This is a genomic window from Lysobacter sp. GX 14042 (assembly GCF_021390425.1).
Classification (GTDB): domain Bacteria; phylum Pseudomonadota; class Gammaproteobacteria; order Xanthomonadales; family Xanthomonadaceae; genus Novilysobacter.
This window is the reverse complement of the sequence record NZ_JAJUWY010000002.1, coordinates 177039-201749: the sequence shown is the minus strand read 5'-3', so window position 1 is coordinate 201749 and position 24711 is coordinate 177039. Positions and strand designations below refer to the sequence as shown.

The window sequence follows — 24711 nt, the reverse complement described above, 5'->3', positions numbered from 1 at the left end:
AGGGGCTCAGTCGGGTTGAAGATCTGGACGATGCAGCAGGTCGGCTGAATCGAGGCGCAGCGGCGCAGGCAGGGGTTCACCATCGAACATGACGGCCGAGGATGACAGCCGGATGCGGCCGGCGGCCAACAGCCGCAGGGTGGCCAGCATCAGGGGGTGTTCGCGGCCGAGCACCCGCGCCGCCAGGCCCGCTTCGTCGTCACCGGGCAGGACCGGCACCCGGGCCTGGCTGATCACCGGGCCGCCGTCGAGCTCGGTGGTGACGAAGTGCAGGCTGCAGCCGTGCTCGGCGACGCCGGCCTCCAGTGCTTGGCGGTGGGTGTGCAGGCCGGTGAAGGCGGGCAGCAGGGAGGGGTGGATGTTGATCATGCGCCCGGCCCACGCGGCGACCGCCGCGGGGCCGATCAGGCGCATGTAGCCGGCGCAGACGACCAGGTCGGGCGCCACGGCGGCGATGCGCTCGAACAGCGCGGTCTCCCAGCTGTCGCGGTCGGGCCAGTCCTTCGGCGAAACCGCGGAGCCGGGAATGCCGGCTTCACGCGCGCGCCGCAGGGCCGGCGCCGCCGGGCGGTCGGAAAACACACCGGCTACGCGGGCGTCCAGGCGTCCGGCCGCGATCGCATCGATGATCGCCTGCAGATTGCTGCCGCGCCCGGAGGCGAGCACGGCGATGCGGTAGTCCCCGGCCATCGCGTCAGCCGATGCGCACCCGCTCGCCAGTGCCTGCGGCGATCACCTGGCCGATCCGCCGGTGGGCCAGTCCGGCGGAGTCCAGGTCGCCCTCGACCGTCGACGCGGCCGCGGGCGGGACCACCAGCACGAAGCCGATGCCGCAGTTGAAGGTGCGCCACATCTCCGCGTCGGCCACCGCGCCCTCGCGCTGCAGCCAGTCGAACACCGGGGGCAGCGCCAGCGCGGTGGCGTCGACCTCGATGCCCAGGCCCTCGGGGACCACCCGGATGATGTTCTCGCTCAATCCGCCGCCGGTGATATGGGCCATGCCGTGGATCGAGTCGCCATGCGCGCCGCGCAACAGCTCCAGCACCGGCTTGACGTACAGCCGGGTGGGCGCCATCAGCGCGTCCAGCAGCTTCGCGCCGCCCACCTCGATGCCCTCGACGTCGCCGGCGCGCGCGAGGATGCGGCGGACCAGGGAATAGCCGTTGGAGTGCGGCCCGGAGGACCCGATGCCGACCAGCAGGTCGCCGGCCCGGACCCGGGCGCCGTCGCGCAGCTGCGACTTCTCCACCGCGCCGACGGTGAAGCCGGCCAGGTCGTACTCGCCCGGGGCGTACATGTCGGGCATCTCGGCGGTTTCGCCGCCGATCAGCGCGCAACCGGCCTCCTCGCAGCCCCGGGCGATGCCGCCGATCACCGCCGCGGCGGTGTCGATGTCGAGCCTGCCGGTGGCGAAGTAGTCGAGGAAGAACAGCGGCTCGGCGCCCTGCACCAGCACGTCGTTGACGCACATCGCCACCAGGTCGATGCCGATGGTGTCGTGGCGGCCGAGCTGCTGCGCCAGCTTGAGCTTGGTGCCGACGCCGTCGGTACCGGAGACCAGCACCGGCTCGCGGTACTTGCCCGACAGGTCGAACAGTGCTCCGAAGCCCCCCAGCCCGCCCATCACTTCCGGCCGGAAGCTGCGCCGGACCAGCGGCTTGATGCGCTCGACCAGTTCGTTGCCGGCGTCGATGTCGACGCCCGCGTCGCGGTAGGTCAGCGGCTTGCGGTCGTCCTGGGCGTTGGAGGTCACGGCGGGCTCATGGTGGGCGGGGAGGGCGCGATTCTAGCAACCGCGCGGGCATCCCCGGGCGCCCCGATGGACGCGCCAGCCCCCATGCGGCACCATTTCGGGCTGCTGATGCTGCAACCTGCGGAGCTTCCCATGGCGCGTGCGACCGGCCACCTGATCGAACATCCACGCGCTGCGGCCGTCCGCTGGCTGGCCACGCTGGCGCTGCTGCTCGCCGGCCTGCTGGCGGCCCTTCCGGCGATGGCCCAGCAGGGCGGCGACCGGGCGGGGGCGGCGGAGATGTATTCGGCCGAGGTCGAGGTCAACAGCCAGGCCGAGGGCGAGCGCGAACGCGGTTTCGGCCAGGCCCTGGCACAGGTGCTGGGCAAGCTGTCGGGCGACCGCTCCACCGCCTCGGCTCCCGGGGTGCGCAGCGAACTGCGCCAGGCCGGCCAGTACGTGAAGGGCTACGACTACCGCCAGGACGAGGGGCGTTCGGCCAGCGGCGCGCCGACTTTCAAGACCACCCTGGTGGTGCAGTTCGACCCGGACCGGGTGGAGGCCTTGGCCGCGGCCCTGGGCCTGCCGGTGTGGCCGACCCCGCGACCCAGGCCGGTGTTGTGGCTGGCGATCGACGACGGCAGCGGCCCGCGGCTGGTGGGCGTGCCGCAGGCCGAGGCCGCGCGTCCGACCCTGGACCGGGCGCGCACGCGCGGCTACCAGCTCGGCCTTCCCGGCGGCAACGCCGCCGAGCGCGCGCTGGTGGCGGCGATCTGGCGCGGCGATGCCGGTGCGATCCGGTCGGCCTCCTCGCGCTACCGCTCGCCGATGCAGCTGGTCGGCAAGATGTACCGGCAGGACGGGGGGTGGCGGGCCGACTGGACCTTCATCGACGACGGCGAGGTGCTGTCGCAGTGGTCGGAGGACGGGGGCAGCCCGCGCCAGGTGCTGTCCAGCGGCGCCGATGGGGCCGCCGATGCGCTGGTCGCCCGGTACGCCAAGCGCATCGAGGCCGGGGAGGCCGGCGAGTACCACGTCGCCTTCACCGGCATCGACAGCGCCGAGGACTACCTGCGCCTGTCCGGCTACCTCCAGGGGCTGGCGGTGGTCCGCGCGATCCGCCCGCTGCAGGCGGATCCCGGGCGGATGGAGTACCGGCTGCAACTGGCCTCCGGGCTTCCGGGTTTCAACCTGATGGTCGAGGGCGACGACGTGCTGGTGGCCGAGCATCCCGCCGGGACGCTCGACGATTCCGGCTTCGGTAGCGTGCCGTCGGCTCCCGCACCCGCGTCGGGCGTGGCCACCTACCGGTTGCGCTGACCCATGCAGCCGATCACCGACCCGCTGCAGGAGATCGCCCGTTTCCTGCGACGGCTGCAATGGGCCGCCGTCGCGCTGTTCACGCTGTGGCTGCTGTGGCTGCTTTCGCCGGTCCTGACCCCGTTCGTGGTCGGCGCCCTGCTGGGCTGGCTGGGGGATCCGCTGGTCGACCGGCTGCAGCGCTCGGGCCGCTCACGCAACACCGCGGTGATCCTGGTGTTCACCGCGATGACATTGATGCTGGTCCTGGTGGTGCTGTTGCTGGTGCCGATGATCCGCGACCAGATCCAGACCCTGGTCGCGGCGCTGCCGTCCTACCGCGGCTGGTTGCTGGCCACTGCGCTGCCGTGGCTGGAGGCGCGCACCGGCATCGACATCTCGGCCTGGCTGGACTTCAGCCGGCTGTTCGACCTGCTGCGCCACAACTGGGAACGCGCCGGCGGGTTCGCCAGCGCCGCGCTGGGTTACGTCTCGCGTTCGGGCTTCGCGCTGGTGGCCTTCGCCGCCAACCTGGTGCTGCTGCCGGTGGTGACCTTCTTCGCCCTGCGCGACTGGGACCTGCTGGTGGCGCGGATCGCCTCGCTGATCCCGCGCGACTACCTGCCGACCGTCAGCCGCCTGGCGACCCAGTCCAGCGACGTGCTGGGCGGATTCCTGCGCGGGCAGTTCCTGGTGATGCTGATCCTCGGGGCGATGTATGGCCTCGGCCTGTGGGCGGTGGGCCTGGACCTGGGCCTGCTGATCGGCATCATCGCCGGCCTGCTGACCTTCGTGCCCTACGTCGGGCCGGCCAGCGGGCTGATCCTGGGGTGCGTGGCGGCGCTGGTGCAGTTCGGCGACTGGCCGCACATCGCCGGGGTGCTGGTGGTGTTCGGCGTGGGACAGGTGATCGAGAGCTACTGGCTGACGCCGAAGATGGTGGGCGACCGGATCGGCCTGCACCCGGTGGCGGTGATCTTCGCGGTGATGGCCGGCGGCACGCTGTTCGGCTTCCTGGGCATGCTGATCGCGCTGCCGTGCGCGGCGATCGCCAACGTGCTGCTGCGCTACGCCGAGGAGCGCTACACCCACAGCCGGCTGTACGCCGGACATGACGTGGGGATCCTCACCGGGGACAGCCGCATCCCGGCCTACCCGCGGGAGCCGGAGCAGGAGTGAAGCCGGACCGGCCGCGCCGCACGGCGGAGCCGCCGCAGCTGCCCCTGGCGCTGCGGTACCCGGCCGACCAGCGGCTTGAGACCTTCGTCGACCTGCCCGCGGGCGTGGCGGACCAGCTGCGCGCGTTGGCCGGCGGCGCGGCCGGTTCGACCTACATCGCCGGCGCGCGCGGCACCGGCAAGACCCACCTGTTGCTGGCGACCTGCGCGCTGGCGCATGGGACCGGCCGCCGTGCCGCCTACCTGCCGCTGGCCAGCGCCGCCGGCCGCCTGGGCGAGGCACTGGACGCACTGGAAGGCAACGACCTGGTGGCGCTGGATGGCCTGGAGGCGGTCGCCGGCTCGCGCCCGGATGAGCTGGCGCTGTTCGATGCCCACAACCGCGCCACTGCCGCAGGGGCCCGGCTGCTGTACGCGGCCCGGGGCAATCCCGACGAGCTGCCACCGGGGCTGCCCGACCTTCGCTCGCGGCTGTCGCAATGCACGCGGATCATCCTGCAGCCGCTGGACGAGGAGGGCCGCCGCGAGGTGCTGCGCCAGCGCGCCCGCCGTCGTGGCTGGGTGCTCGAGGAAGCGGCATTGGACTGGCTGTTGCGCCGGGTCGAGCGTGACCTCGCCGGCCTGACCGCGCTGCTGGACCGGCTGGACCGCGCCTCGCTGGCGGCCAAGCGCCGGATCACCGTGCCGTTCCTGCGCGAGATCCTGGCCGAGGCCCCCGGGGTCCCGGTGGATCCCCACCAGCACCGGTAGGCGCGGCTTCAGCCGCGGGCTGGCCCGGTGCCGGCCAGCTCCCGGTCCAGCGCCTCGAGCCGCTCCGGGGTCCCCACGTCGGTCCACCGTCCGCGGTGGTGCTCGCCGGTCACTCGCCCGTCGGCCATCGCAGCACGCAACAGCGGTGGCAACCGGAACCGCGGCGGGTGCGCTCCGGCACCCGGTGCATCGCCGATGATCCGCGCCCAGTCGTGCAACAGGGCGGGCCGGTAGACACCCAGTCCGGCGAAGGTCAGCGTCGGTGCGTGCGCGTCCTCGCCTGCCCCCGGCCCATCGGACACCCGGCCGCCGGGGTCCAGGACGAAATCGCCGCGCCGGTGGTGCTCCGGATTGTCGACCAGCACCAGGTGCGCAAGGCCGTCCGGCTCCCGGGGCAGGGCGGCGAAGTCGTGGTCGGTCCAGATGTCGCCGTTGACCGCCAGGAACGGCGCATCGCCGCCCGCCGCCAGCAGGTCCAGCGCGTGCAGCATGCCGCCGCCGGTTTCCAGCGGAGTGGGACCCTCGTGGACGAAGTGGAGCCGCAGGCCCCAGCGCGAGCCGTCGCCGAGCACCTGCGGGAACCGCTCGGCCAGCCAGCTGGTGTTGATGGCCACCTCGCGCACGCCCATCGCCGCGAGCTTTTCCAGGTGCCAGGCGACCAGCGGCTTGCCGCCGGCAGGCAGCAACGGCTTGGGGGTGTGCACGGTGAGCGGGCGCATCCGCTCGCCCAAGCCCGCCGCGAAGATGAGGGCACGCATCGCCCGACTCAGGCGCCGGCCATGGCCAGCCGCGGGCGCACCAGCCGGTCGATGAGCGAGGCCAGCGGCGCCAGTTCGGGATACCGCGGCAGCACCCCGTCCAGGTAGCCGAAGAAGCGCGGTACGTCGGCCAGGTACTTCGGCTTTCCGTCGCGATGGTGCAGGCGGGCGAAGATGCCGATCACCTTCAGGTGGCGCTGCACGCCGATCCAGTCGATGTCGTGGCGGAAACGGTCGAGGGCCGGGAGCGGCAGGCCCGCCGCCGAGGCGCGTGCGTGGTAGCGGGCCAGCCACTGGTCGATGCGCGCCTGCGGCCAGCTGATGAAGGCGTCCTTGAACAGGCTCATCGGGTCGTAGGCGACCGGTCCCTGGACCGCGTCCTGGAAGTCCAGCACCGCCACCGCGCCGTCGGCGAGCGGCATCAGGTTGCGCAACATGTAGTCGCGGTGCACCAGGACCCGGGGCTGGGCCAGGGCGGCGTCGATCAGCCGGCGGTACACCCGGTCCAGGACCTCCAGTGCGCCGCGGTCCAGCTCCAGGCCCAGGTGGCGGCCCAGGTACCACTCGTCGAACAGGCGCAGCTCGCGTGCCAGCAGGGCTTCGTCGTAGGCGGGCAGGCCATCCGGGATCGCGATCGCCTGCAGGCGCAGCAGCTGGTCGAACGCGGCCTCGAACATCGCGTCGGCGCTGGCATCGTCGACTGCCTGCAACGCGGTGCGCCGGCCCAGGTCCTCCAGCAGCAGGAAGCCGGCATCCGCGTCGCGGGCGAGCACGCGCGGCACCCGCACGCCGCCGCGCTCGAGCAGCCCGTGCATGCGCAGCCACGGACGCACGTCTTCCAGAGCCGGTGGCGAATCCATCACCACCAGGCTGGGCCCGCCGGTGCCGGCGGTCCGCCAGTAGCTGCGGAAGCCGGCATCGGTGGAGGCGCGCTGGAGCGACAGGCCCGGCTGGCCGGTGGCGAGGCGCGCCCAGTCCAGGCGCTGCCGTTCGCGCGTGGTGTCGACCGTGGCGGACATGGGTGGGCTCAGCAGCAGCCGTGGTCGCCGTGGCGGGTTCCGCTGTCGGCCGCAACCGCCGCGCCGCGGGTCTCGCCACGCTGGCCGGCGGCGTGGTGGCGGGCGATCACGTGGGCCACGCAGGCGGTGACCTTCTTGCCCATCGGGATGTGCAGGAACTCGTTGGGGCCGTGGGCGTTGGAGTGCGGCCCGAGCACGCCGGTGATCATGAACTGCGCGCCCGGGAACTTCTCCCCGAGCATGCCCATGAACGGGATCGAGCCGCCTTCGCCCATGTACATCGCCGGCTTGCCGTAATGCGCATGGCTGGCCTGTTCGACCGCCTCCGACAGCCACGGGGACATCGCCGGGGCATTCCAGCCGGTGGAGGACTTCTCCAGGTCCAGTTCCACGTGGGCGCCGTTGGGCGGGTTGTCGAGCAGGGCGTGCCGGAGGAGCTCGCCGGCCTTCTTGCCGTCCAGGGTGGGCGGCAGGCGCAGCGAGAGCTTCACCGCGGTGTGCGGGCGCAGCACGTTGCCGGCCGAGTCCAGCGAAGGCATGCCGTCGATCCCGGTCACCGACAGCGCCGGACGCCAGGTGCGGTTGAGCACCAGCTCGGCCGGGTCGTCGTTCATCGGCGTCATGCCGTCCAGCAGCGGGAACTTGTCGAACACCGCGGTGCCCAGCACCCGGGCCGCCTGGCGGGCCTGGGCGACGCGCTCGGCGGGGATCTCCACGTGCAGCGCCTCGATGATCCGGCCGCTGTCCTCGTCCTCGATCCGCGACAGCAGCTGGCGCAACAGGCGGAAGCTGGAGGGGACCACGCCGGAGGCATCGCCGGAATGCACGCCCTCGTCCAGCACCTTCACGGTGAAGTTGCCGCCGGCCAGGCCGCGCAGCGAGGTGGTGCACCACAGCTGCTCGTAGTTGCCGCAGCCCGAGTCCAGGCAGACCACCAGCGAAGGCTGGCCGATGCGCCCGGCGAGGTGGTCGACATAGGCCGGCAGGTCATAGCTGCCGGACTCCTCGCAGGCCTCGATCAGCACCACGCAGCGTGCGTGCGGCAGGCCCTGCTCGCGCAGCGCCATGACCGCCGTCAGCGAGCCGTAGATCGCGTAGCCGTCATCGGCGCCGCCGCGGCCGTACAGCCGGTCGCCCTTGATCACCGGCTTCCACGGGCCCAGGTCGTCGTCCCAGCCGGTCATCTCCGGCTGCTTGTCCAGGTGGCCGTACAGGAGCACGCAGTCCTCGTCGCTGCCGCCATTGGCGGCCGGGATCTCGATGAAGATCAGCGGCGTGCGGCCTTCCAGGCGCACCACCTCCAGCTGCATGCCCTCGATCGACTGCGCCTTGGCCCAGCCCTCCATCAGCTCGACCGCCTGGTCCATGTAGCCGTGCTCGACCCATTTGGCGTCGAACATCGGCGACTTGTTGGGGATGCGGATGTACTCGACCAGCTGCGGGACGATCTCCTCATCCCACTTGGCCGCGACGAAGCGCTCGATGGACGCGGAGTCGATGGCGGAATCTGGGTTGCTGGATGCCATGATCGGGCCTCGCTGTGTGGGGCCCGACAGTTTACCGCCGCAGGGCGGGTGGGGGTTTTCCGACCGGGTCCGGCGGCGTTGCCCCACCGGGCGATGGCCGGCGTGGCGATCGCCAGGGGAGCAGGGCGGCGGGACACTTCGGGTTGCCGGGCCCGCCCCGGTGGATGGATCCACAAACCGCACAATGGAGTGTCGCCATGAAGTCCCTTTCCAGTTCCGCATTCCCCCGGCGCGTGCGCGCCCTGCTGGCCACCGCCGTGCTTTCGCTGGCGCTTGCCGGCCCCGGCTTCGCCGCCGAGACCGTCGACATCAACACCGCCGATGCCGAGACCATCAACCGGGTGCTGGTGAACATCGGCCCGTCGAAGGCCCAGGCGATCGTCGACTACCGCGACGAACACGGCCCGTTCAAGAGTGCCGACCAGCTTGCCCAGGTCAAGGGCGTCGGCCTGAAGACCGTCGAGAAGAACCGCGACCGCATCGTGCTCAAGGGCAGCAGCGGGTCCTGAGCCCGGCTGCAGGACGCACGACCAAGGGGCCGCGCCTGGCCCATACGGAGGGATCACCGTCCCTTCCGCCGGAGCAGGATGCCCCGGCACCGGGGAAGCCCGGACCTGTGTCGCTGCCCCGCCACGAAAGGACTCGTGGCGGGTGCCTGCGTGGCTCCGGACGCTGGCGCTAGACTGGCCGGCCGTCCGGAGCCCCATGCAGATGGAAGCGCGACTGACCCTCCTTCCGGCCAACGGCTACCGCCGGGAGCGCTGGCGCAACGGCGCGGGCTGGACCCGCGAGATCGCCCGCGGCGGTTCCGGCGCGGCGGGATGGGACTGGCGCCTGTCGATCGCCGAAATCGACGCGCCGGCGGAGTTCTCCCGTTTTCCCGGCATCGAGCGCGAGCAGCTGCTGCTCTGCGGCGAGGGGCTCGCACTGGAAACCGGCGGCCGGACCGTACGGCTCGACCCGCCCCACGGGCGCCACCGTTACCCGGGCGAGGACGCCGTCCGCGGCGTGCCGCTGGGCGGCCAGGTGCGGGCGTTCAACCTGATGTGGCGGCGCGCCAGCATCGCCGCGGAACTGTGGCACCGGCCCCTGGTCGGTTCGCTGGTGGTGTTCGCCGACGCCGGCAGCACCTGGGCGGTGCACCTGCTGGCGGGGCAGGCACGGCTGGGCGGTGCCGCGGATGGTGCCTTGCTGGAGGCCGGGGACAGCGCCCTGCTGCATGCGGGCGCGCAGCGGCTGCGGCAGCCGCTGGACGGGCACGGCGAGGCATTGCTGGTGCGCCTGGTGCCGAAGGCGGCCGGCCCTCAGTAGACGTCGCGGCAATAGCGCCCGTCGGCCGCCAGCCTCTCCAGTGCCTCGCGGCCCAGCAGCGCTTCCAGCGCGGCGTCCACGCCGGGAGCCATCCCGCGCAGGCTGCCGCAGACATGGATCGAGGCGCCATCGGCGATCCAGCGCCGCAGTTCATCACCGTGTGCGCCGACCAGGTCCTGGACGTAGCGCGCTCCGCCGCTGTCGCGGGAAAACGCCAGGTCCAGCCGCTGCAGCGCGCCGCGCTCGCGCCAGTGTTCGAGTTCCGTGCCGTAATGGCGATCGTGTGCGGCGGTGCGCTCGCCCAGCAGCAGCCAGTTGCGGTGCCGCCCGGCCCCGATGCGCTCGCGCAGCAGGGCGCGTAGCCCGGCCACGCCGGTCCCGTTGCCGACCAGGACCAGCGGACGCGCGTCGGACGGGGCATGGAAGCGCGGGTTGCTGCGGATGCGGACCTGCACGTCGGCGCCGACCTCCAGCCCCCGGGCCAGCCAGCCACTGCCCAGCCCGGGGCTGCCGTCGGCGCGCTGTTGTTCGCGCACCAGCAGCCGCAGGTGGCCTTCGGCGGGGATGGAGGCGATCGAGTACTCGCGTGGCGAGTCCGCGCCGGGCGGCTGCAGCACGGCGATGTCGCCGGCATGCCAGGCCGGCACCGTGCCGGATGCCGGCTCCAGTACCAGGTCGTGCACCGGGGCCCCGGGGCTGCCCGGGTTGAGCAGGGTGCGCGATGCCAGCCGCCACGGCTGCGCCTGCGGCCCGTCGCCCACCGCCCCGACACGGACACCCAGGCGGTCGAGCTGGTCGCGCCAGCGCTGCAGCGCGGCCGGTTCGTGGTCATCGACCTCGATCATCCCGAACAGCGGCCGGGCGCCGGCCCGCTGGAACCAGTCGTCGAGCATGTGGCCGAACGCACAGAAATCACCGTAGGCGCGATCCCCCAGGGCCAGCAGTCCGTACTCCAGCTGCCCGAGCCGGATCGAGGCATCACCCAGGCACTGGCGCACGAAGCGTGCCGCATTGTCCGGCGGATCGCCTTCGCCGGTGGTGCTGGCGACCAGCAGGAGGCGGCGGGCGTGCCGCAGGGTGGCGTGGTCCAGCGCCGACAGCGGGAGCAGGGCGACCGCGCTGCCGGCAACCCGGAGTGCATCGGCGGCCTGGCGTGCGAGCGCTTCGGCCTGGCCGGTCTGGCTGGCGTGCACCACCAGCCACTCGGCGTCACCCGGCCCGACCAGACCGGCCTGCGCGGCATTGCCGGCGTCCGTCAACGCGCGGAGGCGGACCACGCCGATCAGTGCCGCCTGCCCGAGCAGCAGCGCGCCGGCGCCCCACAGGCGAGCGGTCCCGGGCAGCTGCCATCGCCACGGCTCGGCCTGGCTGCAGGCCAGGGCCACCGCCAGCGCGGCAAGCAGCAGCACCAGTGCCAGGTTGCCGGCCAGGCCGGCATCGACGCGCAGCCGGCGGCGGTGCGACAGCGCACCGGTCATGGCGTTCATGGCTGCACCACGTGGCCGGCAAAAGCCGGGGTCATCGCGCTGCCGAAACCCTCGCCCTCATGCCACACCAGCAGGGCTGCCAGGCCGCGGGTCCGGGCCCACTCCAGCCCCTGCCTCGGGCCGAGCACCTGCAGGGTGGTGGCGAGCGCGTCTGCCTGCATGGCCTGCGGGTGCAGCACGGTCACTGCTGCCAGGGCGTGGGTGACCGGCGCGCCGGTACGCGGGTCGATGATGTGGGACACGCTGCGGCCGTCGCGCTCGTCGCGGTGCCGGTAATCGCCGGAGGTGGCGACCGCCAGCCCGTCCAGGCGCACGACCAGCTGCACGTCGTCCAGGCGCGAGTCGTCCGGGGCGGGGCGCTCGACCGCGACCCGCCATGGGCTGCCGTCGGGCTTGCGGCCGTGGCCGCGCAACTCGCCGCCGACCTCGACCAGGAAGCTTTCCACCCCGGCCCCGAGCAGCCATTCCGCGACCCGGTCGACGCCGTAGCCCTTGGCGATCGCCGACAGGTCCACGTTGACCCCGCCGGGTTGCCACAAGCGGCCGTCGGGCAGCAGCCGCAGGTGCTGCCACCCTACCCGGGCGCGCGCGGCCGCCAGCGCCTCCGGTGGCGGAGCGGCGGCCTGCGGTCCGGCAGGTCCATAGCCCCAGGCGTCCACCAGTGGTCCCACGGTGGGGTCGAAGGCACCCGCGCTCTCGCGCGCCAGCGCCAGTGCCGCATCCACCACCTGCGCCGCCGGTGCCGGCAGCGGATGCCAGCTGCCGGCAGGCGCCCGGTTGTAGCGGCTCAGGTCCGAATCCGGTTCCCAGGTGCTCATCTGCGCGACCACCTCGTCCAGCCGCGCCTGCACGCCCTCACGCAGCGCCGGCAGGCGGCCAGGGGCGGCGGCCACCGTCACCGACCAGGTGGTGCCCATCGTCCGCCCCGACAGCTGCTGCAATGGCGTCGCGCTGCCGGCCAAAGGAACCAGCAGCACGGTCACCAGCACGATCGGCAGCAACAGGCGCACGGGACGGAAGGGCATCGGTCAGAGCGGCAGGACTTCGAAGGTGGCGACGTAGCCCAGCCGGCGCTGGCTCGCCTGTGGCAGCGTGGTCCGGTCATCGCTGCTGCCGGTTTCCAGCCAGTACATGCCGGCTTCCGGCCAGGTCACCTCGAAGCGGCCATCCGCCCCGGTGGTCGCCGCCAGGCTGTCCTGGCTGTCGCGGTAGCGGGTGCCGCCGGGCACGATCTCGATCTCCAGCCCGGCCGCCGGCTCGCCGTCGAGCAACAGCTGGAAGGTGGCCGCCTCGCCCGCGTACAGGTCGTTGGGATGGGTCACCGGCACCAGTTCGATGCCCTGGCCCGTGGTCGCGAACACGTCCTGGCTCGGCGCACCGACCGTCACGAAGGTCTCCACCCGGCTCAGGGTCTGCGACGCCTCGACATCGCTGGCGCCGGCCGGGATCGCCGTCTCGAACTCCGCCGGGCTGCCGCGCCAGCGCTTCGACTCGCCGTCGAGCGTGTAGCGGGCGAACAGGCCGTCATTGACCACACTCAGCCGGTAGGTGCCTTCCTGCTCCAGCTGCAGGTCGAACACGCTGCGGTACTTGCCGGTGGCCGGGTTCACCGGTTCCAGGCTGCTGCCGTCGGGCGCGGTGATGCGCAGGTTGTCGAGCCGCAGCGGCACGTGGTTGAAGTAGAACAGGTCGTTGGACACCGCCGCGTCGACGGTCATCCAGGCCCCGGTCTCGGAAAACACCGTGGCCGACGGCTTCAGCCATGCCTTGTGGGCGAACGCGGGCGGCGCCAGGCAGAACGCCAGGGCGGCGGCCAGGCCAATCAGGTGCAGCTTCTTGGACTTCGTCGATGGCGTCTTCATTGGGCGGTTCCTGTCGGTAGCGGAAATCGGTCGTGCAATCGGATGTGTCATGGGCGGAGGGTCAGCCGAACTTCACCAAGCTCGCTGCTGCCGGCGGCATTGGCCTGCTGGCGCGCGGCGGCGGGCCAGGTGAAGGGGATGCGCACCACCTCGCGCCCGCCGACCTCGCGGGCGGCCTCGACCACCAGCTCGTATTCGCCGGCCGCGAGCGTGCCCAGCGGCGCCTGGCCGGCCTCGAAGCGCAGCTGGTGCTGGCCGGCCGGGCGGGTCGCGCCGCTGACGCCGTCCACCGGCATCGACAGCCCGCGGCCGCTGCGCCGCCACCACTGGCGCATGTCCTTGAGCCACTTGGTGCCCTCGTCGGCGGCCATGTCGTCGTCGTACCAGACCGCCAGGTTGGCGGCGACGCTGTGGTCGGGGCGGGCGATCCACACCGCCACGTAGGGGCGGTGGTATTCGGCGACGTCCAGCCGCGGGATCTCCAGGGTGACGTCCAAGCCGGCGGCCGGTGCGGCGGCGGGCAAGGCAAGGGCGGCGAGCAGGGCAAGGCGGGGCAGGGTCATGGGCGTCCTCGGATCAATGCATGAACAGCAGGATCAGCAGCACCGGCACTACCACGCCGGTGGCGACCAGTGGCCAGGTGGACGTGCGCTGGCGGGCGTGCAGCCACAGCAGCCACAAGCCGGTGAGGGCGAACAGCACGCAGGCCACCGCCAGCAGGTCGATGAACCAGCGCCAGGCCGCGCCGGTATTGCGGCCCTTGTGCAGGTCGTTGAGCCAGGCGACGGTGCCGCGGTCGGTGCGCTCGTATTCGAAGTCGCCGGTCTCCCGGTCGATCGCCAGCCAGGCATCACCGCCGGCGCGCGGCAGGGAGACATAGACCTCCAGCTCGTCCCATTCCCCGGCGCGGCCGCCGGCGCGGATGCCATGGGTGTCGGCCAGCCAGCGCGCGACCGGCACCGGCAGCGGCGCATCGGCCGGCACGCCGGCGAGCCCGGCGGACAGTTCCGCCGGCAGCGTGCCGGTGGTCACGCTGACCCTGGCCGTGGATTCGATCTGCGCGGCGTGGTTGAGGGTGATGCCGGTGGCGGCGAACACCAGCAGTCCGGCCAGGCTCACCGCGGCGCTTATCCAGTGCCAGCGGTGCAGGGTCTTGAGCCACCAGGAGCGGCGGCTGGCGGCCATGGCGGTGCTGGCGTGGGGAGTGGCGGCCATCGGCGGTCCAGATCAACGGGGCGCGGTCGTGCCGGCATCCGGGAGGGGGCGCATGATAGACGCAAACAAGAATGATTCGCAATAATGCAGGGCGGTCTCAGCGGTCGTCGCGGGTCCAGACCACGCCGTCTTCCACCTTCACCGGAAACTTCGCGACCGGTTCATAGGCCGGGGCGCACAGCGCCCGGCCGTCGCGCAGGTCGAACTTCGCCCCGTGCAGCACGCACTCCACCGTCCCCGCCTGCGGGTCGACCGCGCCGGCCGACAGCTCGTAATCCTCGTGGGTGCACTGGTCCTCCACGGCATGGAAGTCGCCATCCAGGTTGACCACCAGGATCGGCGTGTCGCCATCCCAGGCCACGGTGGATTCACCGGGCAGCAGCTCGGCGGTGGTGCAGACCCGGATCCAGTCACTCATGCCTGTATTCCTCCCACCGCAGGCGCGGCTCCAGCCGCGATCCCGGTCGTCCCGGCCAGCGGCTTTTCCAGGACCTCGAACCGCAGGTCGTCGCGCAGGGGTACGCCAAAGCGCGGGTCGGTGGCGGGGAACGGGCGGATCTCGCCGGTACGCCGGTAGCCACGCCGCTGGTACCAGGCGATCAGCTCGGTACGCAGGTCGATCACGGTCATCCGCATCAGCGGCAACCGCCAGTCGACCCGTGCCACCCGTTCGGCTTCGGCCAGGATCGCGTCGCCGATGCCGGCGCGCTGCGCCCGCGGGGACACCGCGAACATGCCGAAGTAGCCGCTGCCGTCCTCTTCGGCCACGTGCGCGCAACCCAGCGCCTCGCCGTTCCGTTCGGCCAGCAGGATCCGGCTGCGCGCGCGGGTGATGTCGGCCCGCAACACTTCCGGCACGATGCGGTTGCCCTCCAGCAGGTCGGCCTCGGTGGTCCAGCCGGCACGGCTGTCCTCGCCGCGGTAGGCGGAGGTGACCAGGGCGAGAAGGGCGGGAATGTCGGCGACGGTGGCGTCGCGGAACCGGAGTTCGCTCATTTCGGATCAGGCCAGAAGTCCGCGCACCTTCACCAGTGCCGCGGCGAAGGCGTCGATCTCCTCGAAGGTGTTGTAGAACGCCGGCGAGGCACGGCAGGTAGCCGGCACGCCGAAGTGCTGCATCAGCGGGTGCGCGCAGTGGTGGCCCGAGCGCACCGCCACCCCCTCCAGGTCGAGCAGGGTGGCCAGGTCGTGGGCGTGCGCGCCCTCGACCAGGAAGCTGACCACCGCGGCCTTCTCGCGCGCGCGGCCGAAGATCCGCACCCCGTCGATCGTGTCCAGCCGCGCGGTCAGGTGCGCCAGCAGCGCCTGCTCGCGGGCCTCGATGTTGTGCATGCCGATGCCGGACAGGTAGTCGCAGGCCGCGCCCAGGCCGATGAAGCCGGCGATGTTGGGGGTGCCGGCCTCGAACTTGTGCGGGGCCTCGTTGAACACGGTGCCGTCGAAACGGACCTCCTTGATCATTTCGCCGCCGCCCAGGAACGGCGGCATCCCCTCCAGGTGTTCGCGGCGCGCCCACAGCGCGCCGGTACCGGTCGGGCCGGCCATCTTGTGGCCGGTGACGGCGTAGAAGTCGCAGCCGATCGCGGCCACGTCGACCGGGCGGTGCGGCGCCGCCTGGGAACCGTCGACCAGGGTCGCGATGCCGCGCCTGCGGGCCATGCGGCAGATCTCGCGCACCGGGTTCACCGTGCCCAGCACGTTGGAGACGTGGGCTACGGCCAGCAGCTTCACCTCGCCGGTCAGCAGCGATTCCAGCTGGTCCAGGTCCAGGTCGCCGCGCCCGTCGATGTCGGCGACCTTGAGCGTGGCCCCGCTGCGCTGGGCAATGAGCTGCCAGGGCACGATGTTGGCGTGGTGCTCCATGCGGGTGACCACGATCGCGTCCCCCGCCTTCAGCCGCGGCAAGGCCCAGCTGTAGGCGACCAGGTTGATGGCGAAAGTGGTGCCGCTGCACAGCACCAGTTCGTTGGCGCGCACGTTGAGGAAACGCGCCAGCTTGCCGCGCGCGCCCTCGAAGGCCTCCGTGGCCTCGCTGCCCAGCGCGTGCACCGCGCGGCTGACATTGGCGTTGTGGTGGCGGAAGAAGTCGTCCACCGCCTCGATCACCTGCCGCGGCTTCTGCCCGGTGTTGGCCGAGTCCAGGTACACCAGCGGCTTGCCGTGCACGCTGCGCTCCAGCACCGGGAAGTCGGCGCGGACCGCCGCCCAGTCCACGGCTTCGCTCACGCCTCCATCCCCGCCGCCACCGACTGCAGCAGCACCTCGTCCAGCCGCGCGCCCACCGCGTCGCGCACCGCCTGGTCGTCGATCACCGACAACGGCTCGCGGCAGAACGCGGCGGTCAGCAGCCCCTGCGCGCGCTCGGCGGGAATGCCGCGCGAGCGCAGGTAGAACATCGCGGTCGGGTCGAGCTGGCCGACCGTCGCGCCGTGCGCGGCCTGCACCTCGTCGGCGTGGATCACCAGCATCGGCTGGGTGTCGATCTCCGCGCCCTGGGACAGCAGCAGGTTCTTGTTGGACAGGTTGGCGTTGGTGCCGTCGGCGCCCTCGCGGATCAGGATGCCGCCATGGAACACCACCTTGCCGCGGTCAGCGCCGATGCCGCGCCAGGTCAGCTCGCAGCCGGTGTCGCGGGCGTCGTGGTCCACGCTCAGCCGGGTGTCCAGGTGGCGTCGGCCGTCGGCCAGCAGCACGCCGTTGGCCTGCGCCTGGGCACGTGCGCCGCGCAGGGCGATGTTGAGCTCGTGCCGCGACAGCGCGGCGCCCAGCTCCAGGTCGATCCGGCGGTATTGCGCGTCCGTGCCGAGCACCGCATCGGTCCGGTGGAACAGGGTGGCGCCGGAGGATTCCTGCTGCAGGCGCGCATGGCGCAGGCGCGCGGCGTCGCCCAGTTCGACCTGCATCAGGCTGTTGGCCAAGTGGCGGTGCTCGCCGCCCCCGACCAGCTGCTCGATCACGTCCAGCCGCGCGCCGGGCGCGAGCTCGATGCGGTGGCGCAGGTGCCACGCACGGTCCTCGGAATCGGGGGTGCCGATGAAGACCAGCCGCACCGGCCCACCACCGCGCGCCTCGGGCCCGGCCCGCAGCACCACCCCTTCGGTGGCCAGGGCGGTGTTGAGGCGGGCGAAAACCTCGGCCGGCTCTTGGTAGCGGCGCGACAGGGCGCCGGCGGCCACCGGGTCGCCTTCCTCCAGCAGCTGCGAGAGCGGGTGCGCGCTCACCCCGGCCGGCAAGCCCTCCAGGTCGGAGTGCGCGGCATCGTAGCGGCCGTTCACGAACACCAGGCGCGGGGCGGGAATGTCGGCCAGCAGCGCGGCATCGAATGCCAGCGCCTTCCCGGCCGGGGCGAAGCTGCGACGCTCCAGCGCCCGCAACGGGGTGTACTTCCAGGCTTCGCTGCGCGGGCCCGGCAGGCCGTCGCGCAGCGCGCCGGCGAGTGCCTCCCGGCGCAGCGGACCCAGGCCGGCGGCCTCGCGGCCGGGCAGCGCGTCGAAGCCGCGCGCCAGGTTCTCCATCAATGCGCTCATGCCTTCTCCGGGATGATCCGGTCGCTGATCCACTGGTAGCCGTGCTCTTCCAGCTGCAGCGCCAGTTCCGGCCCGCCGGACTCGACGATCCGGCCGTCGGCCAGCACGTGCACCACGTCGGGCTTGATGTAGTCGAGCAGGCGCTGGTAATGGGTGATCACCAGGAAACCCCGGTCGGCCGAGCGCAGCGCGTTGACGCCATCGGCGACGGTCTTGAGCGCGTCGATGTCCAGCCCGGAGTCGGTCTCGTCCAGGATCGCCAGCCGCGGCTCCAGAAGCGCCAGCTGGAAGATCTCGTTGCGCTTCTTCTCGCCGCCGGAGAAACCCTCGTTGACGGCGCGGTGCAGCAGCTCGTCCTTCAGGTGCAGCACGGCGAGCTTCTCGCGCACCCGCTTGAGGAAGTTCATCGAGTCCAGCTCGTCCTCGCCGCGCGCCCTGCGCTGGGCATTGAGCGCGGTGCGCAGGAAGTAGGTGTTGTTCACCCCGGGGATCTCGACCGGGTACTGGAAGGCCAGGAACACGCCGGCGGCGGCGCGTTCTTCCGGCTCCAGTTCCAGCAGGTCCTTCCCGTCGAAGCTGACCGAGCCGGCGGTGACCTCGTAGCCCTCGCGTCCGGCCAGGATGTTGCCCAGCGTCGACTTGCCGGCGCCGTTGGGCCCCATCAGCGCGTGCACCTGGCCCGCCTGCAGCTCCAGCGACAGGCCCTTGAGGATTTCCTTGCCGGCGACGCTGGCGTGGAGGTTTTCGATCTTCAGCATGTGGGATCTCGCTCCTGTTCTTTTGTCCCCCTCTCCCGCTTGCGGGAGAGGGTTGGGGTGAGGGCAATCAAAAGCCCCTCATCCGCCCTTCGGGCACCTTCTCCCGCGAGCGGGAGAAGGGATGTGCGTGGTCAGCCGACGGCGCCTTCCAGGCTCACTTCCAGCAGCGCCTTGGCCTCGACGGCGAACTCCATCGGCAGCTCGCGGAAGACCTGCTTGCAGAAGCCGTCGACGATCATCGACACCGCGTCCTCCTCGCCGATGCCGCGCGAGCGGCAGTAGAACATCTGGTCGTCGCTGATCTTGGAGGCGCTGGCCTCGTGCTCGACGGTGGCGGTCGGGTTGCGCACCTCGATGTAGGGGACCGCGTGGGCGCCGCACTTCTTGCCGATCAGCAGGCTGTCGCACTGGGTGTAGTTGCGCGCGCCCTCGGCCCCGGCCAGCACCTTGACCAGCCCGCGGTAGGTGTTCTGCCCGTGCCCGGCGCTGATGCCCTTGGAGATGATCGTGCTCTTGGTGCGCTTGCCGATGTGGATCATCTTGGTGCCGGTGTCGGCCTGCTGGCGGTGGTGGGTCAGCGCCACCGAGTGGAACTCGCCGCTGGAGTCATCGCCGGTGAGCACGCAGGACGGGTACTTCCAGGTGATCGCCGAGCCGGTCTCGACCTGGGTCCAGTGGATCCGGCTGCGCGCGCCGCGGCATTCGCCGCGCTTGGTCACGAAGTTGTAGATGCCGCCGACGCCGTTCTCGTCGCCCGGATACCAGTTCTGCACCGTGGAGTACTTGATGTCGGCGTCTTCCAGCGCCACCAGTTCGACCACCGCGGCGTGCAGCTGGTTCTCGTCGCGCATCGGCGCGGTGCAACCTTCCAGGTAGGACACCTGGGCACGGTCCTCGCAGATGATCAGGGTGCGCTCGAACTGGCCGGTGTGGCCGGCGTTGATGCGGAAATAGGTGCTCAGCTCCATCGGGCACTTCACGCCCGCCGGGATGAACACGAAGCTGCCGTCGGAGAACACCGCCGAGTTGAGCGCGGCGAAGAAGTTGTCGCCCACCGGCACCACGGAGCCCAGGTACTGGCGCACCAGTTCCGGGTGGTCCTTGATGGCCTCGGACATCGAGCAGAAGATGATCCCCTTCTCCGCCAGCTCCTTGCGGAAGGTGGTGCCGACCGAGACCGAGTCGAACACCGCGTCCACCGCCACCCCGGCCAGCTTCGCCCGCTCGTGCAGCGGCACGCCGAGCTTGTCGTAGGTGTCGAGCAGTTCCTGCGGGACCTCGTCGAGCGACTTGTATTTCGGCCCCTTGGGCGCGGAGTAGTAGCTCAGCGCCTGGAAGTCGATCGGGGCGATGTCGAGCTTCGCCCAGTCCGGCATCGGCATGGTCAGCCAATGGCGGTAGGCCTCCAGCCGCCACTGGGTCATCCACTCTGGCTCCTCCTTCTTGGCGGACAGGGCACGGATGGTGTCCTCGTCCAGGCCGGGGGGCAGGCTGTCGGTTTCGATGTCGGTAACGAACCCGGCCGTGTACTTGCGGCCGAGCTGCTCGTGGATTTCGCGGTTGGCCTCGGGGAGCACGGCCGTCGCGATGTCGTGGTCGGTCAATTGGGTGGCCATGTGGCTGCCTGTTGGAATCAAGTGTTGGCCAGGCGCAGGTCGATTCGCCGCGCCGGCGGCGGGGAGGAGGGGACGGGCGGCGCGAGCATCTGCGCCAGGGTCACGTCGCGCAGCGCGGCGATCACCACGTCGTTGATGTGGCGCCAGCCGGCGCGGATGTCGCACTGGTCCTGGATGCCGCAGTTGCCGTCATGGACGCTGCACTCGGTCATGCCCAGCGGGCCTTCCATCGCCTCGACGATCTCGATCAGCTGGATCTCGCCGGAGCCACGCGCAAGCCGGTAGCCGCCGTTGGCGCCGCGGAAACCCTCCACCAGCCCGGCCTGGGCCAACGGCTTGAGCACCTTGCTCACGGTGGGGGTCTCCAAGCCCGCGCGCTCGGCCAGCTCCGGGGCGCTCAGCACCCGCTCCGGCTCGGCGGCGAGCACGGTCAGCACCACGGTGGCGTAATCGGTGAGCTTGGTGACGCGGAGCATGGCGGGACGGCGGGAAGGGGGTAATCAGGACCGGAATTGTACGGATTGCGGGGGGTGCCGGGCAAGCCGCCGCCGCGGCGGGGTTCATCCGTGGCGGCGCGTGCCGCTCGGGCACAATGCGCGGATTCCCACCCAGCAAGGAGCCGCGATGCCGGCCAAGCTCACCGCCCGGCGTTCCGCCATCCACGGCAACGGCGTGTTCGCCACCGCACCGATCCGCAAGGGCGAGCGGGTCATTGAGTACACCGGCTGCCTGCGCACCCACGAGGAAGTCGACGCCGGCGAGCAGGGGGATGTCGAATCCGGCCACACCTTCCTGTTCACGCTCAACGACGAGTACGTGATCGACGGGACCGAGCGCGGCAACGTCGCGCGCTGGATCAACCACAGTTGCGCGCCCAACTGCGAGGCGGTGCTGCACGAGGACGAGGGCGATGACCGCCGCCGCGACCGGGTGTTCATCGAGGCGATCGCCGACATCGCGCCCGGCGACGAGCTCACCTACAACTACGGCATCACCCTGGCCGAGCGCCACACGCTGCGGCTGAAGAAGATCTGGGCCTGCCGCTGCGGCGCGCCGGACTGCACCGGGACGCTGCTGCAGCCCAAGCGCCGCCGCCGCGGCTGACGGATCCGGCCATGCGCCTGCTCCTGCCGGTCCTGCTGTCCGTCGCGGCGGTGTTGCCGGCGCAAGCCGTCGAGATCGACGGCCACCTCTCGCCGGGCGAATGGGACGGCGCGCTGGAAATCGGCGACTTCCGCCTGACCGAGCCGCTGTCGGAGCAGCCGGCGCCGTACCCGACCCGCGCCTGGGTGCTGTCGACCCCCGAAGGCCTGGCGATCGCCTTCCGCAACGGGCAGCCGCCCGGCATCGCGCGCACCCGCCAGCGCACCCGGCGCGACGAGGCCAGCCAGGTCGACCGGGTCAACGTCATGGTCGACTTCGATGGCGACGCGCGTACCGCCTACAACTTCGTGATCAGCCTGGCCGGCGGCATCGCCGACGAGGTGGTCACCGCCGAGAGCAGCTTCAACGACGACTGGGACGGCGTATGGCTGCACGCCGCCAGCGAGGACGAGGCCGGCTGGAGCGCGGAGTTCCTGATCCCCTGGCACACCGCGCCGATGCGCAGGGCCCACGGCGGCACCCGGCGGATCGGCCTGTACCTGGACCGGGTGGTGGCGGCGACCGGCGAGCGCATGGCCTGGCCCACGGCGAGCTGGCATCGCCCGCGGTTCCTGTCGGATTTCGCGCCGGTCGAGCTGGAGGCCCACGACCAGTCATTGCTGGCGGTCACGCCCTACGTGGTCGGGGTGTACGACAACATCACCGGTGGCAGCGACTTCGATGCCGGCGGCGACCTGTTCTGGAAGCCCAGCGGGCAGTTCCAGCTCGCCGCGACGGTCAACCCGGACTTCGGCCATGTCGAGAGCGATGACCTGGTGGTCAACTTCAGCGCCGAGGAAACCTTCTACAGCGACAAGCGGCCGTTCTTCACCGAGAACCAGGGCATCTTCGATTTCGGCCTGCTGATCGACAACAGCCAACTGGTCTACACCCGGCGGGTCGGTGCGGCGGCCGACGACGGCAGCGGGCCGGCGGGTATCGACGCGGCGCTCAAGCTCAACGGGCGCGCGGCCGGCTTCGGCTACGGCCTGCTGCTGGCGGAGGAGGAAGGCGCGGCAGGGCGCTCGTTCGCCGCGGCACGGGTGGAGCGCGACCTGGGTGGCCAGCACGTCGGCCTGATGGCGACCCGGGTGGAGCGGCCCTGGCTGGGCCGCGAGGCGCGCGTGGTCGGCCTCGACCATCGCTGGCAGCCGACCGCTTCGCTGACGGTCGCCTCCAACCTCGTCGGCAGCGACGTCCGCCAGCCCGGCGCCGACCGCAGCGATCTTGGCGCCACCGCCATCGTCGACTACCAGATGGCCGGCGGCTGGCGGCAGCAGTGGCTGGCGATGCACTTCGGCGAGGAGCTGGAACTCAACGACTTCGGTTACCTCAGCCGCAACGCGCTGGACTACCTGCACTACCAGCTCAGCCGCCGCATCACCGCGCTGCCGGAAGGCTCCGCCTACGCCTCGCACGACTACCGCGGGCGGATCATCGGCATCGACAACAGCGATGGCCTGCGGTTGCAGCGCCAGTTGCGGCTGATCCGCTCCAGCCGGCTGCGCAATGGCGGCAGCGAGTACCTCGAGCTCGACATCGACGCTCCCCGCTACGACGACCTGATCACCCGCGGCGGCCACCCGCTGTGGCAGCCGGGGCGCTGGACCCTGCGCTGGAAACGCGGGCGCCCGCGCCTTGGCCCTTGGGAGTGGGCGCTCGAGGCCTGGGCGCGGGGCGGCGGGCTGGCCGGCAACGACCGGATCGGCTACGGCCTGGAACTGGAGCCGACCCTGCATCTTGGCGACACCCTGCGTGTGTTCGCCGGGGTGGGTGCCGAGTACGTGCCCGACTGGCTGGTGTGGCAGGACGGCGACCGGATCGGCCGCTTCGAACAGCGATCGCTGGAGCTGGATGCCGGGCTGGACTGGGCGATTGGCCTGCGCCAGGAGTTGCGGGTGAAGCTGCAGGCGATCGGCATGGAAGCCGCGGCGACCGGCACCGTCGAGGTCCTGGCGGATGGCCGCACCGTCGCCAGCGCCGAGCCGGCGGCCGACTTCAGCCTGCGCAACCTCGGTTTCCAGGTGCGCTACCGCTACATGCTCGCGCCGCTTTCGGACCTGTACGTGGTGTACGGGCGCGGTGGCTACGCGCTCGACGGGTTCGCCGCCAGCCCGTATGACCAGCTCGGCGATGCCTTCCGCCTGCGCGACGACGAGCAGCTGCTGGTCAAGCTGGCCTACCGCTTCGAGCTGTGACTCAGCGCTGGACCTCGCGCAGGTCGGCCGAGTCGATGCGCCAGCTCCCGCTGCCGTCGTTGGGCTGGCGCAGGGTGTAGCTGCCGGTGTACTGCACGGTGCTGCCGTCGCGCCGGGTGGCGTCGAGGGTCACCGGCACGCGGATGTAGCGCGAGCCGGCGGCGCCCTCCGGCCGGCCGGGTTCCATCATGTGCACGCGCACGTCGGCGGTGTCGGCGAAGCCGCTGGCGAACTGCTCCAGCGACTGCCCGCTTGCGCTGCCGTCGCCGGACCACAGCCGGTGCGCGCCCGCGTAGTCGGCCGAGCTGATCGCCGAGTAGTAGCGGCGGATGGTCGCCATCGCTTCGTCGGCGCTTGCGCCCTGTGCCGGCACGGCCTCCGGGCCCGGCGCGGGCGGTGGCGGGACGGCCGCGGCATCCGGACCCTCGGGCAGTACAAACCCGGCGACGGTGTCCGGCGGGGCGCCGGACAGCTCCGCGGACCCGTCCGCGAAGCCGCCATCCACAAGGCCGCCATCGGCGTCCGTGTCCTCCGCGGCCTGGACCTCGGCCGCGGCCGCCGGCGGCAGGTCGCGGCTGCCGCTTCCGGGTGCCGGCATCCCGGTGATGCTGCCGGCGGGGTCCCCTGCGGGCGAGGGGAGGTCCGGCACTTCGTGGCCCGGAGCGGCCGCCCCGGGATCGTCGGCCTGGCCGGAGCCGCAGGCGACCAGCGCCAGCACGAGGATGGGAGAAAGGGCGGTCGCCTTGCGCATCATCACTGTCCCAGGTTGAGTACCACCACCCCGTCGCGGATGGTGGTGGAGTCGATCCGGCGCCCGGCAATGCGCTCGACCAGCGAGTCGCTGAGCCGGTAGACCGGTTCCTGGCGCGCGTAGTCGGCCAGCCAGGCCTGCAGCAACTCGGCGCCGGTGGCATCGACCGCCGCGCCGGGCCCGTCGACGTCCAGCGCCTCGATCACCGGCTCGTGCAGGTGCAGGCCGCGGGTCGCCGGGTCGTAGCGCAGCCCGCTGCTCAGGGCGAGGTGCCCGCGGGCGCTTCGCCTGCCGGAGGCCCCCAGGGTGACGTCGAACTCCAGCCGCAGCCGGTTCGCGTTGTAGGGGATCGACAGGGTCGGCTCGGTCAGGTCCAGCGTGACCAGCCCGCCGAGGCGCTCATACCGGCGCGGAAAATGGCCGTCCAGCGCGTGCTGCAGCTGGGGCTGGGTGAAGGTCACCTGGCTGCCGAGCATGGCGCCCAGCATCCCGAAGCTGGAACAGGCGGCGGCTGCCATCGGCAGCAGCAGGGTCACCAACAGCACGCGCAGCTTTCGCATCCGGCAGCTTCCAGACCTTGG

General features: G+C 71.8%; 26 protein-coding genes. 7 read left to right on the top strand and 19 right to left on the bottom strand.

Translation table 11 applies throughout. The features are described 5' to 3' along the window. Positions 1-6: 6 nt before the first annotated feature. Both purN and purM read right to left on the bottom strand, forming a co-directional pair. Positions 7-690 carry a phosphoribosylglycinamide formyltransferase gene (purN, locus tag LY625_RS04335; protein WP_233737778.1) on the bottom strand — a complete coding sequence of 228 codons (684 nt, stop codon included), beginning with the start codon at positions 688-690 and terminating at the stop codon, positions 7-9. 4 nt (positions 691-694) lie between these two features. Continuing rightward, positions 695-1720 (bottom strand): phosphoribosylformylglycinamidine cyclo-ligase, encoded by a 1026-nt coding sequence (gene purM / locus LY625_RS04330; protein WP_255703332.1) that lies wholly within the window; start codon positions 1718-1720, stop codon positions 695-697. A gap of 273 nt (positions 1721-1993) precedes the next feature. On the opposite strand from purM, the gene LY625_RS04325 reads away from it, so the two are divergent. The 3 genes from LY625_RS04325 to hda are packed head-to-tail and all read left to right on the top strand — an operon-like array spanning position 1994 to position 4959. Next, a complete protein-coding gene (locus LY625_RS04325; protein WP_343223467.1) occupies positions 1994-3052 on the top strand; it encodes a DUF2066 domain-containing protein in 1059 nt (352 codons plus the stop codon). 3 nt (positions 3053-3055) lie between these two features. Beyond that, positions 3056-4210, top strand: a complete 1155-nt coding sequence (locus LY625_RS04320; RefSeq protein ID WP_233737776.1) for an AI-2E family transporter — start codon at positions 3056-3058, stop codon at positions 4208-4210. Next, entirely contained in the window at positions 4207-4959 is a 753-nt protein-coding gene (hda, locus tag LY625_RS04315; protein WP_233737775.1) for a DnaA regulatory inactivator Hda, read from the top strand. The genes LY625_RS04320 and hda overlap by 4 nt, the downstream gene beginning before the upstream one ends. A gap of 8 nt (positions 4960-4967) precedes the next feature. Here the strand turns inward: hda and murU are convergent, their stop codons facing one another. From murU to LY625_RS04300, 3 genes are read right to left on the bottom strand one after another with little or no spacing between them, the layout of a single operon-like run. Then, positions 4968-5717: an N-acetylmuramate alpha-1-phosphate uridylyltransferase MurU gene (murU, locus tag LY625_RS04310; protein ID WP_233737774.1), complete on the bottom strand. Its 750-nt coding sequence runs from the start codon at positions 5715-5717 to the stop codon at positions 4968-4970. 8 nt (positions 5718-5725) lie between these two features. Next, a complete protein-coding gene (locus tag LY625_RS04305) occupies positions 5726-6736 on the bottom strand; it encodes a phosphotransferase (protein WP_233737773.1) in 1011 nt (336 codons plus the stop codon). A gap of 8 nt (positions 6737-6744) precedes the next feature. After that, complete coding sequence (locus tag LY625_RS04300) at positions 6745-8235, bottom strand: M20 family metallopeptidase (protein WP_233738327.1); 1491 nt, start codon at positions 8233-8235, stop codon at positions 6745-6747. Positions 8236-8459: 224 nt separating this feature from the next. Between LY625_RS04300 and LY625_RS04295 the strand changes: the two genes are divergently transcribed. Both LY625_RS04295 and LY625_RS04290 read left to right on the top strand, forming a co-directional pair. Beyond that, positions 8460-8771 (top strand): ComEA family DNA-binding protein, encoded by a 312-nt coding sequence (locus tag LY625_RS04295; protein ID WP_233737772.1) that lies wholly within the window; start codon positions 8460-8462, stop codon positions 8769-8771. A gap of 202 nt (positions 8772-8973) precedes the next feature. Then, positions 8974-9573: a HutD family protein gene (locus LY625_RS04290; protein WP_233737771.1), complete on the top strand. Its 600-nt coding sequence runs from the start codon at positions 8974-8976 to the stop codon at positions 9571-9573. Here LY625_RS04290 and LY625_RS04285 read toward each other — a convergent pair. The 12 genes from LY625_RS04285 to LY625_RS04230 form a co-directional block, all read right to left on the bottom strand. Next, positions 9567-11060: a sulfite reductase subunit alpha gene (locus LY625_RS04285; RefSeq protein ID WP_233737770.1), complete on the bottom strand. Its 1494-nt coding sequence runs from the start codon at positions 11058-11060 to the stop codon at positions 9567-9569. The genes LY625_RS04290 and LY625_RS04285 overlap by 7 nt on opposite strands. After that, on the bottom strand, positions 11057-12085 hold the full coding sequence (locus LY625_RS04280) for an FAD:protein FMN transferase (protein WP_233737769.1): 1029 nt from the start codon (positions 12083-12085) through the stop codon (positions 11057-11059). Before LY625_RS04280 ends, LY625_RS04285 begins: the two co-directional genes overlap by 4 nt. Positions 12086-12088: 3 nt before the next feature. Beyond that, positions 12089-12922 (bottom strand): DUF4198 domain-containing protein, encoded by an 834-nt coding sequence (locus LY625_RS04275; protein WP_233737768.1) that lies wholly within the window; start codon positions 12920-12922, stop codon positions 12089-12091. A 47-nt stretch (positions 12923-12969) separates the two neighbouring features. Further along, a complete protein-coding gene (locus LY625_RS04270; protein ID WP_233737767.1) occupies positions 12970-13485 on the bottom strand; it encodes a DUF2271 domain-containing protein in 516 nt (171 codons plus the stop codon). Between the two features lie 13 nt (positions 13486-13498). Further along, entirely contained in the window at positions 13499-14137 is a 639-nt protein-coding gene (locus LY625_RS04265; protein ID WP_233737766.1) for a PepSY-associated TM helix domain-containing protein, read from the bottom strand. Between the two features lie 97 nt (positions 14138-14234). Further along, positions 14235-14555 (bottom strand): non-heme iron oxygenase ferredoxin subunit, encoded by a 321-nt coding sequence (locus LY625_RS04260; RefSeq protein WP_233737765.1) that lies wholly within the window; start codon positions 14553-14555, stop codon positions 14235-14237. Further along, positions 14552-15133, bottom strand: coding sequence for a GNAT family N-acetyltransferase (locus LY625_RS04255; RefSeq protein ID WP_233737764.1), 582 nt, complete (start codon positions 15131-15133; stop codon positions 14552-14554). The genes LY625_RS04260 and LY625_RS04255 overlap by 4 nt, the downstream gene beginning before the upstream one ends. A 6-nt stretch (positions 15134-15139) precedes the next feature. Further along, on the bottom strand, positions 15140-16363 hold the full coding sequence (locus LY625_RS04250) for a cysteine desulfurase (protein ID WP_233737763.1): 1224 nt from the start codon (positions 16361-16363) through the stop codon (positions 15140-15142). After that, a complete protein-coding gene (gene sufD / locus LY625_RS04245) occupies positions 16360-17664 on the bottom strand; it encodes a Fe-S cluster assembly protein SufD (RefSeq protein WP_233737762.1) in 1305 nt (434 codons plus the stop codon). Before sufD ends, LY625_RS04250 begins: the two co-directional genes overlap by 4 nt. Next, positions 17661-18422, bottom strand: a complete 762-nt coding sequence (gene sufC, locus LY625_RS04240; RefSeq protein ID WP_233737761.1) for a Fe-S cluster assembly ATPase SufC — start codon at positions 18420-18422, stop codon at positions 17661-17663. Before sufC ends, sufD begins: the two co-directional genes overlap by 4 nt. 131 nt (positions 18423-18553) lie before the next feature. Further along, positions 18554-20011, bottom strand: coding sequence for a Fe-S cluster assembly protein SufB (sufB, locus tag LY625_RS04235; protein WP_233738326.1), 1458 nt, complete (start codon positions 20009-20011; stop codon positions 18554-18556). Positions 20012-20055: 44 nt separating this feature from the next. Continuing rightward, the gene (locus tag LY625_RS04230; protein ID WP_233737760.1) at positions 20056-20514 is read right to left on the bottom strand and encodes an SUF system Fe-S cluster assembly regulator; all 459 of its coding nucleotides are present in this window, start codon (positions 20512-20514) and stop codon (positions 20056-20058) included. A gap of 148 nt (positions 20515-20662) precedes the next feature. Here LY625_RS04230 and LY625_RS04225 point away from each other — a divergent pair, with 148 nt between their 5' ends. Beyond that, the gene (locus LY625_RS04225; protein ID WP_233737759.1) at positions 20663-21142 is read left to right on the top strand and encodes an SET domain-containing protein-lysine N-methyltransferase; all 480 of its coding nucleotides are present in this window, start codon (positions 20663-20665) and stop codon (positions 21140-21142) included. Between the two features lie 11 nt (positions 21143-21153). Then, positions 21154-23379, top strand: a complete 2226-nt coding sequence (locus LY625_RS04220) for a DUF5916 domain-containing protein (RefSeq protein WP_233737758.1) — start codon at positions 21154-21156, stop codon at positions 23377-23379. Between the two features lies 1 nt (position 23380). Here LY625_RS04220 and LY625_RS04215 read toward each other — a convergent pair whose 3' ends face one another. Next, positions 23381-24130 carry a hypothetical protein gene (locus LY625_RS04215; protein WP_233737757.1) on the bottom strand — a complete coding sequence of 250 codons (750 nt, stop codon included), beginning with the start codon at positions 24128-24130 and terminating at the stop codon, positions 23381-23383. 2 nt (positions 24131-24132) lie between these two features. Continuing rightward, positions 24133-24690: a DUF1439 domain-containing protein gene (locus tag LY625_RS04210; RefSeq protein WP_233737756.1), complete on the bottom strand. Its 558-nt coding sequence runs from the start codon at positions 24688-24690 to the stop codon at positions 24133-24135. Positions 24691-24711 lie beyond the last annotated feature (21 nt).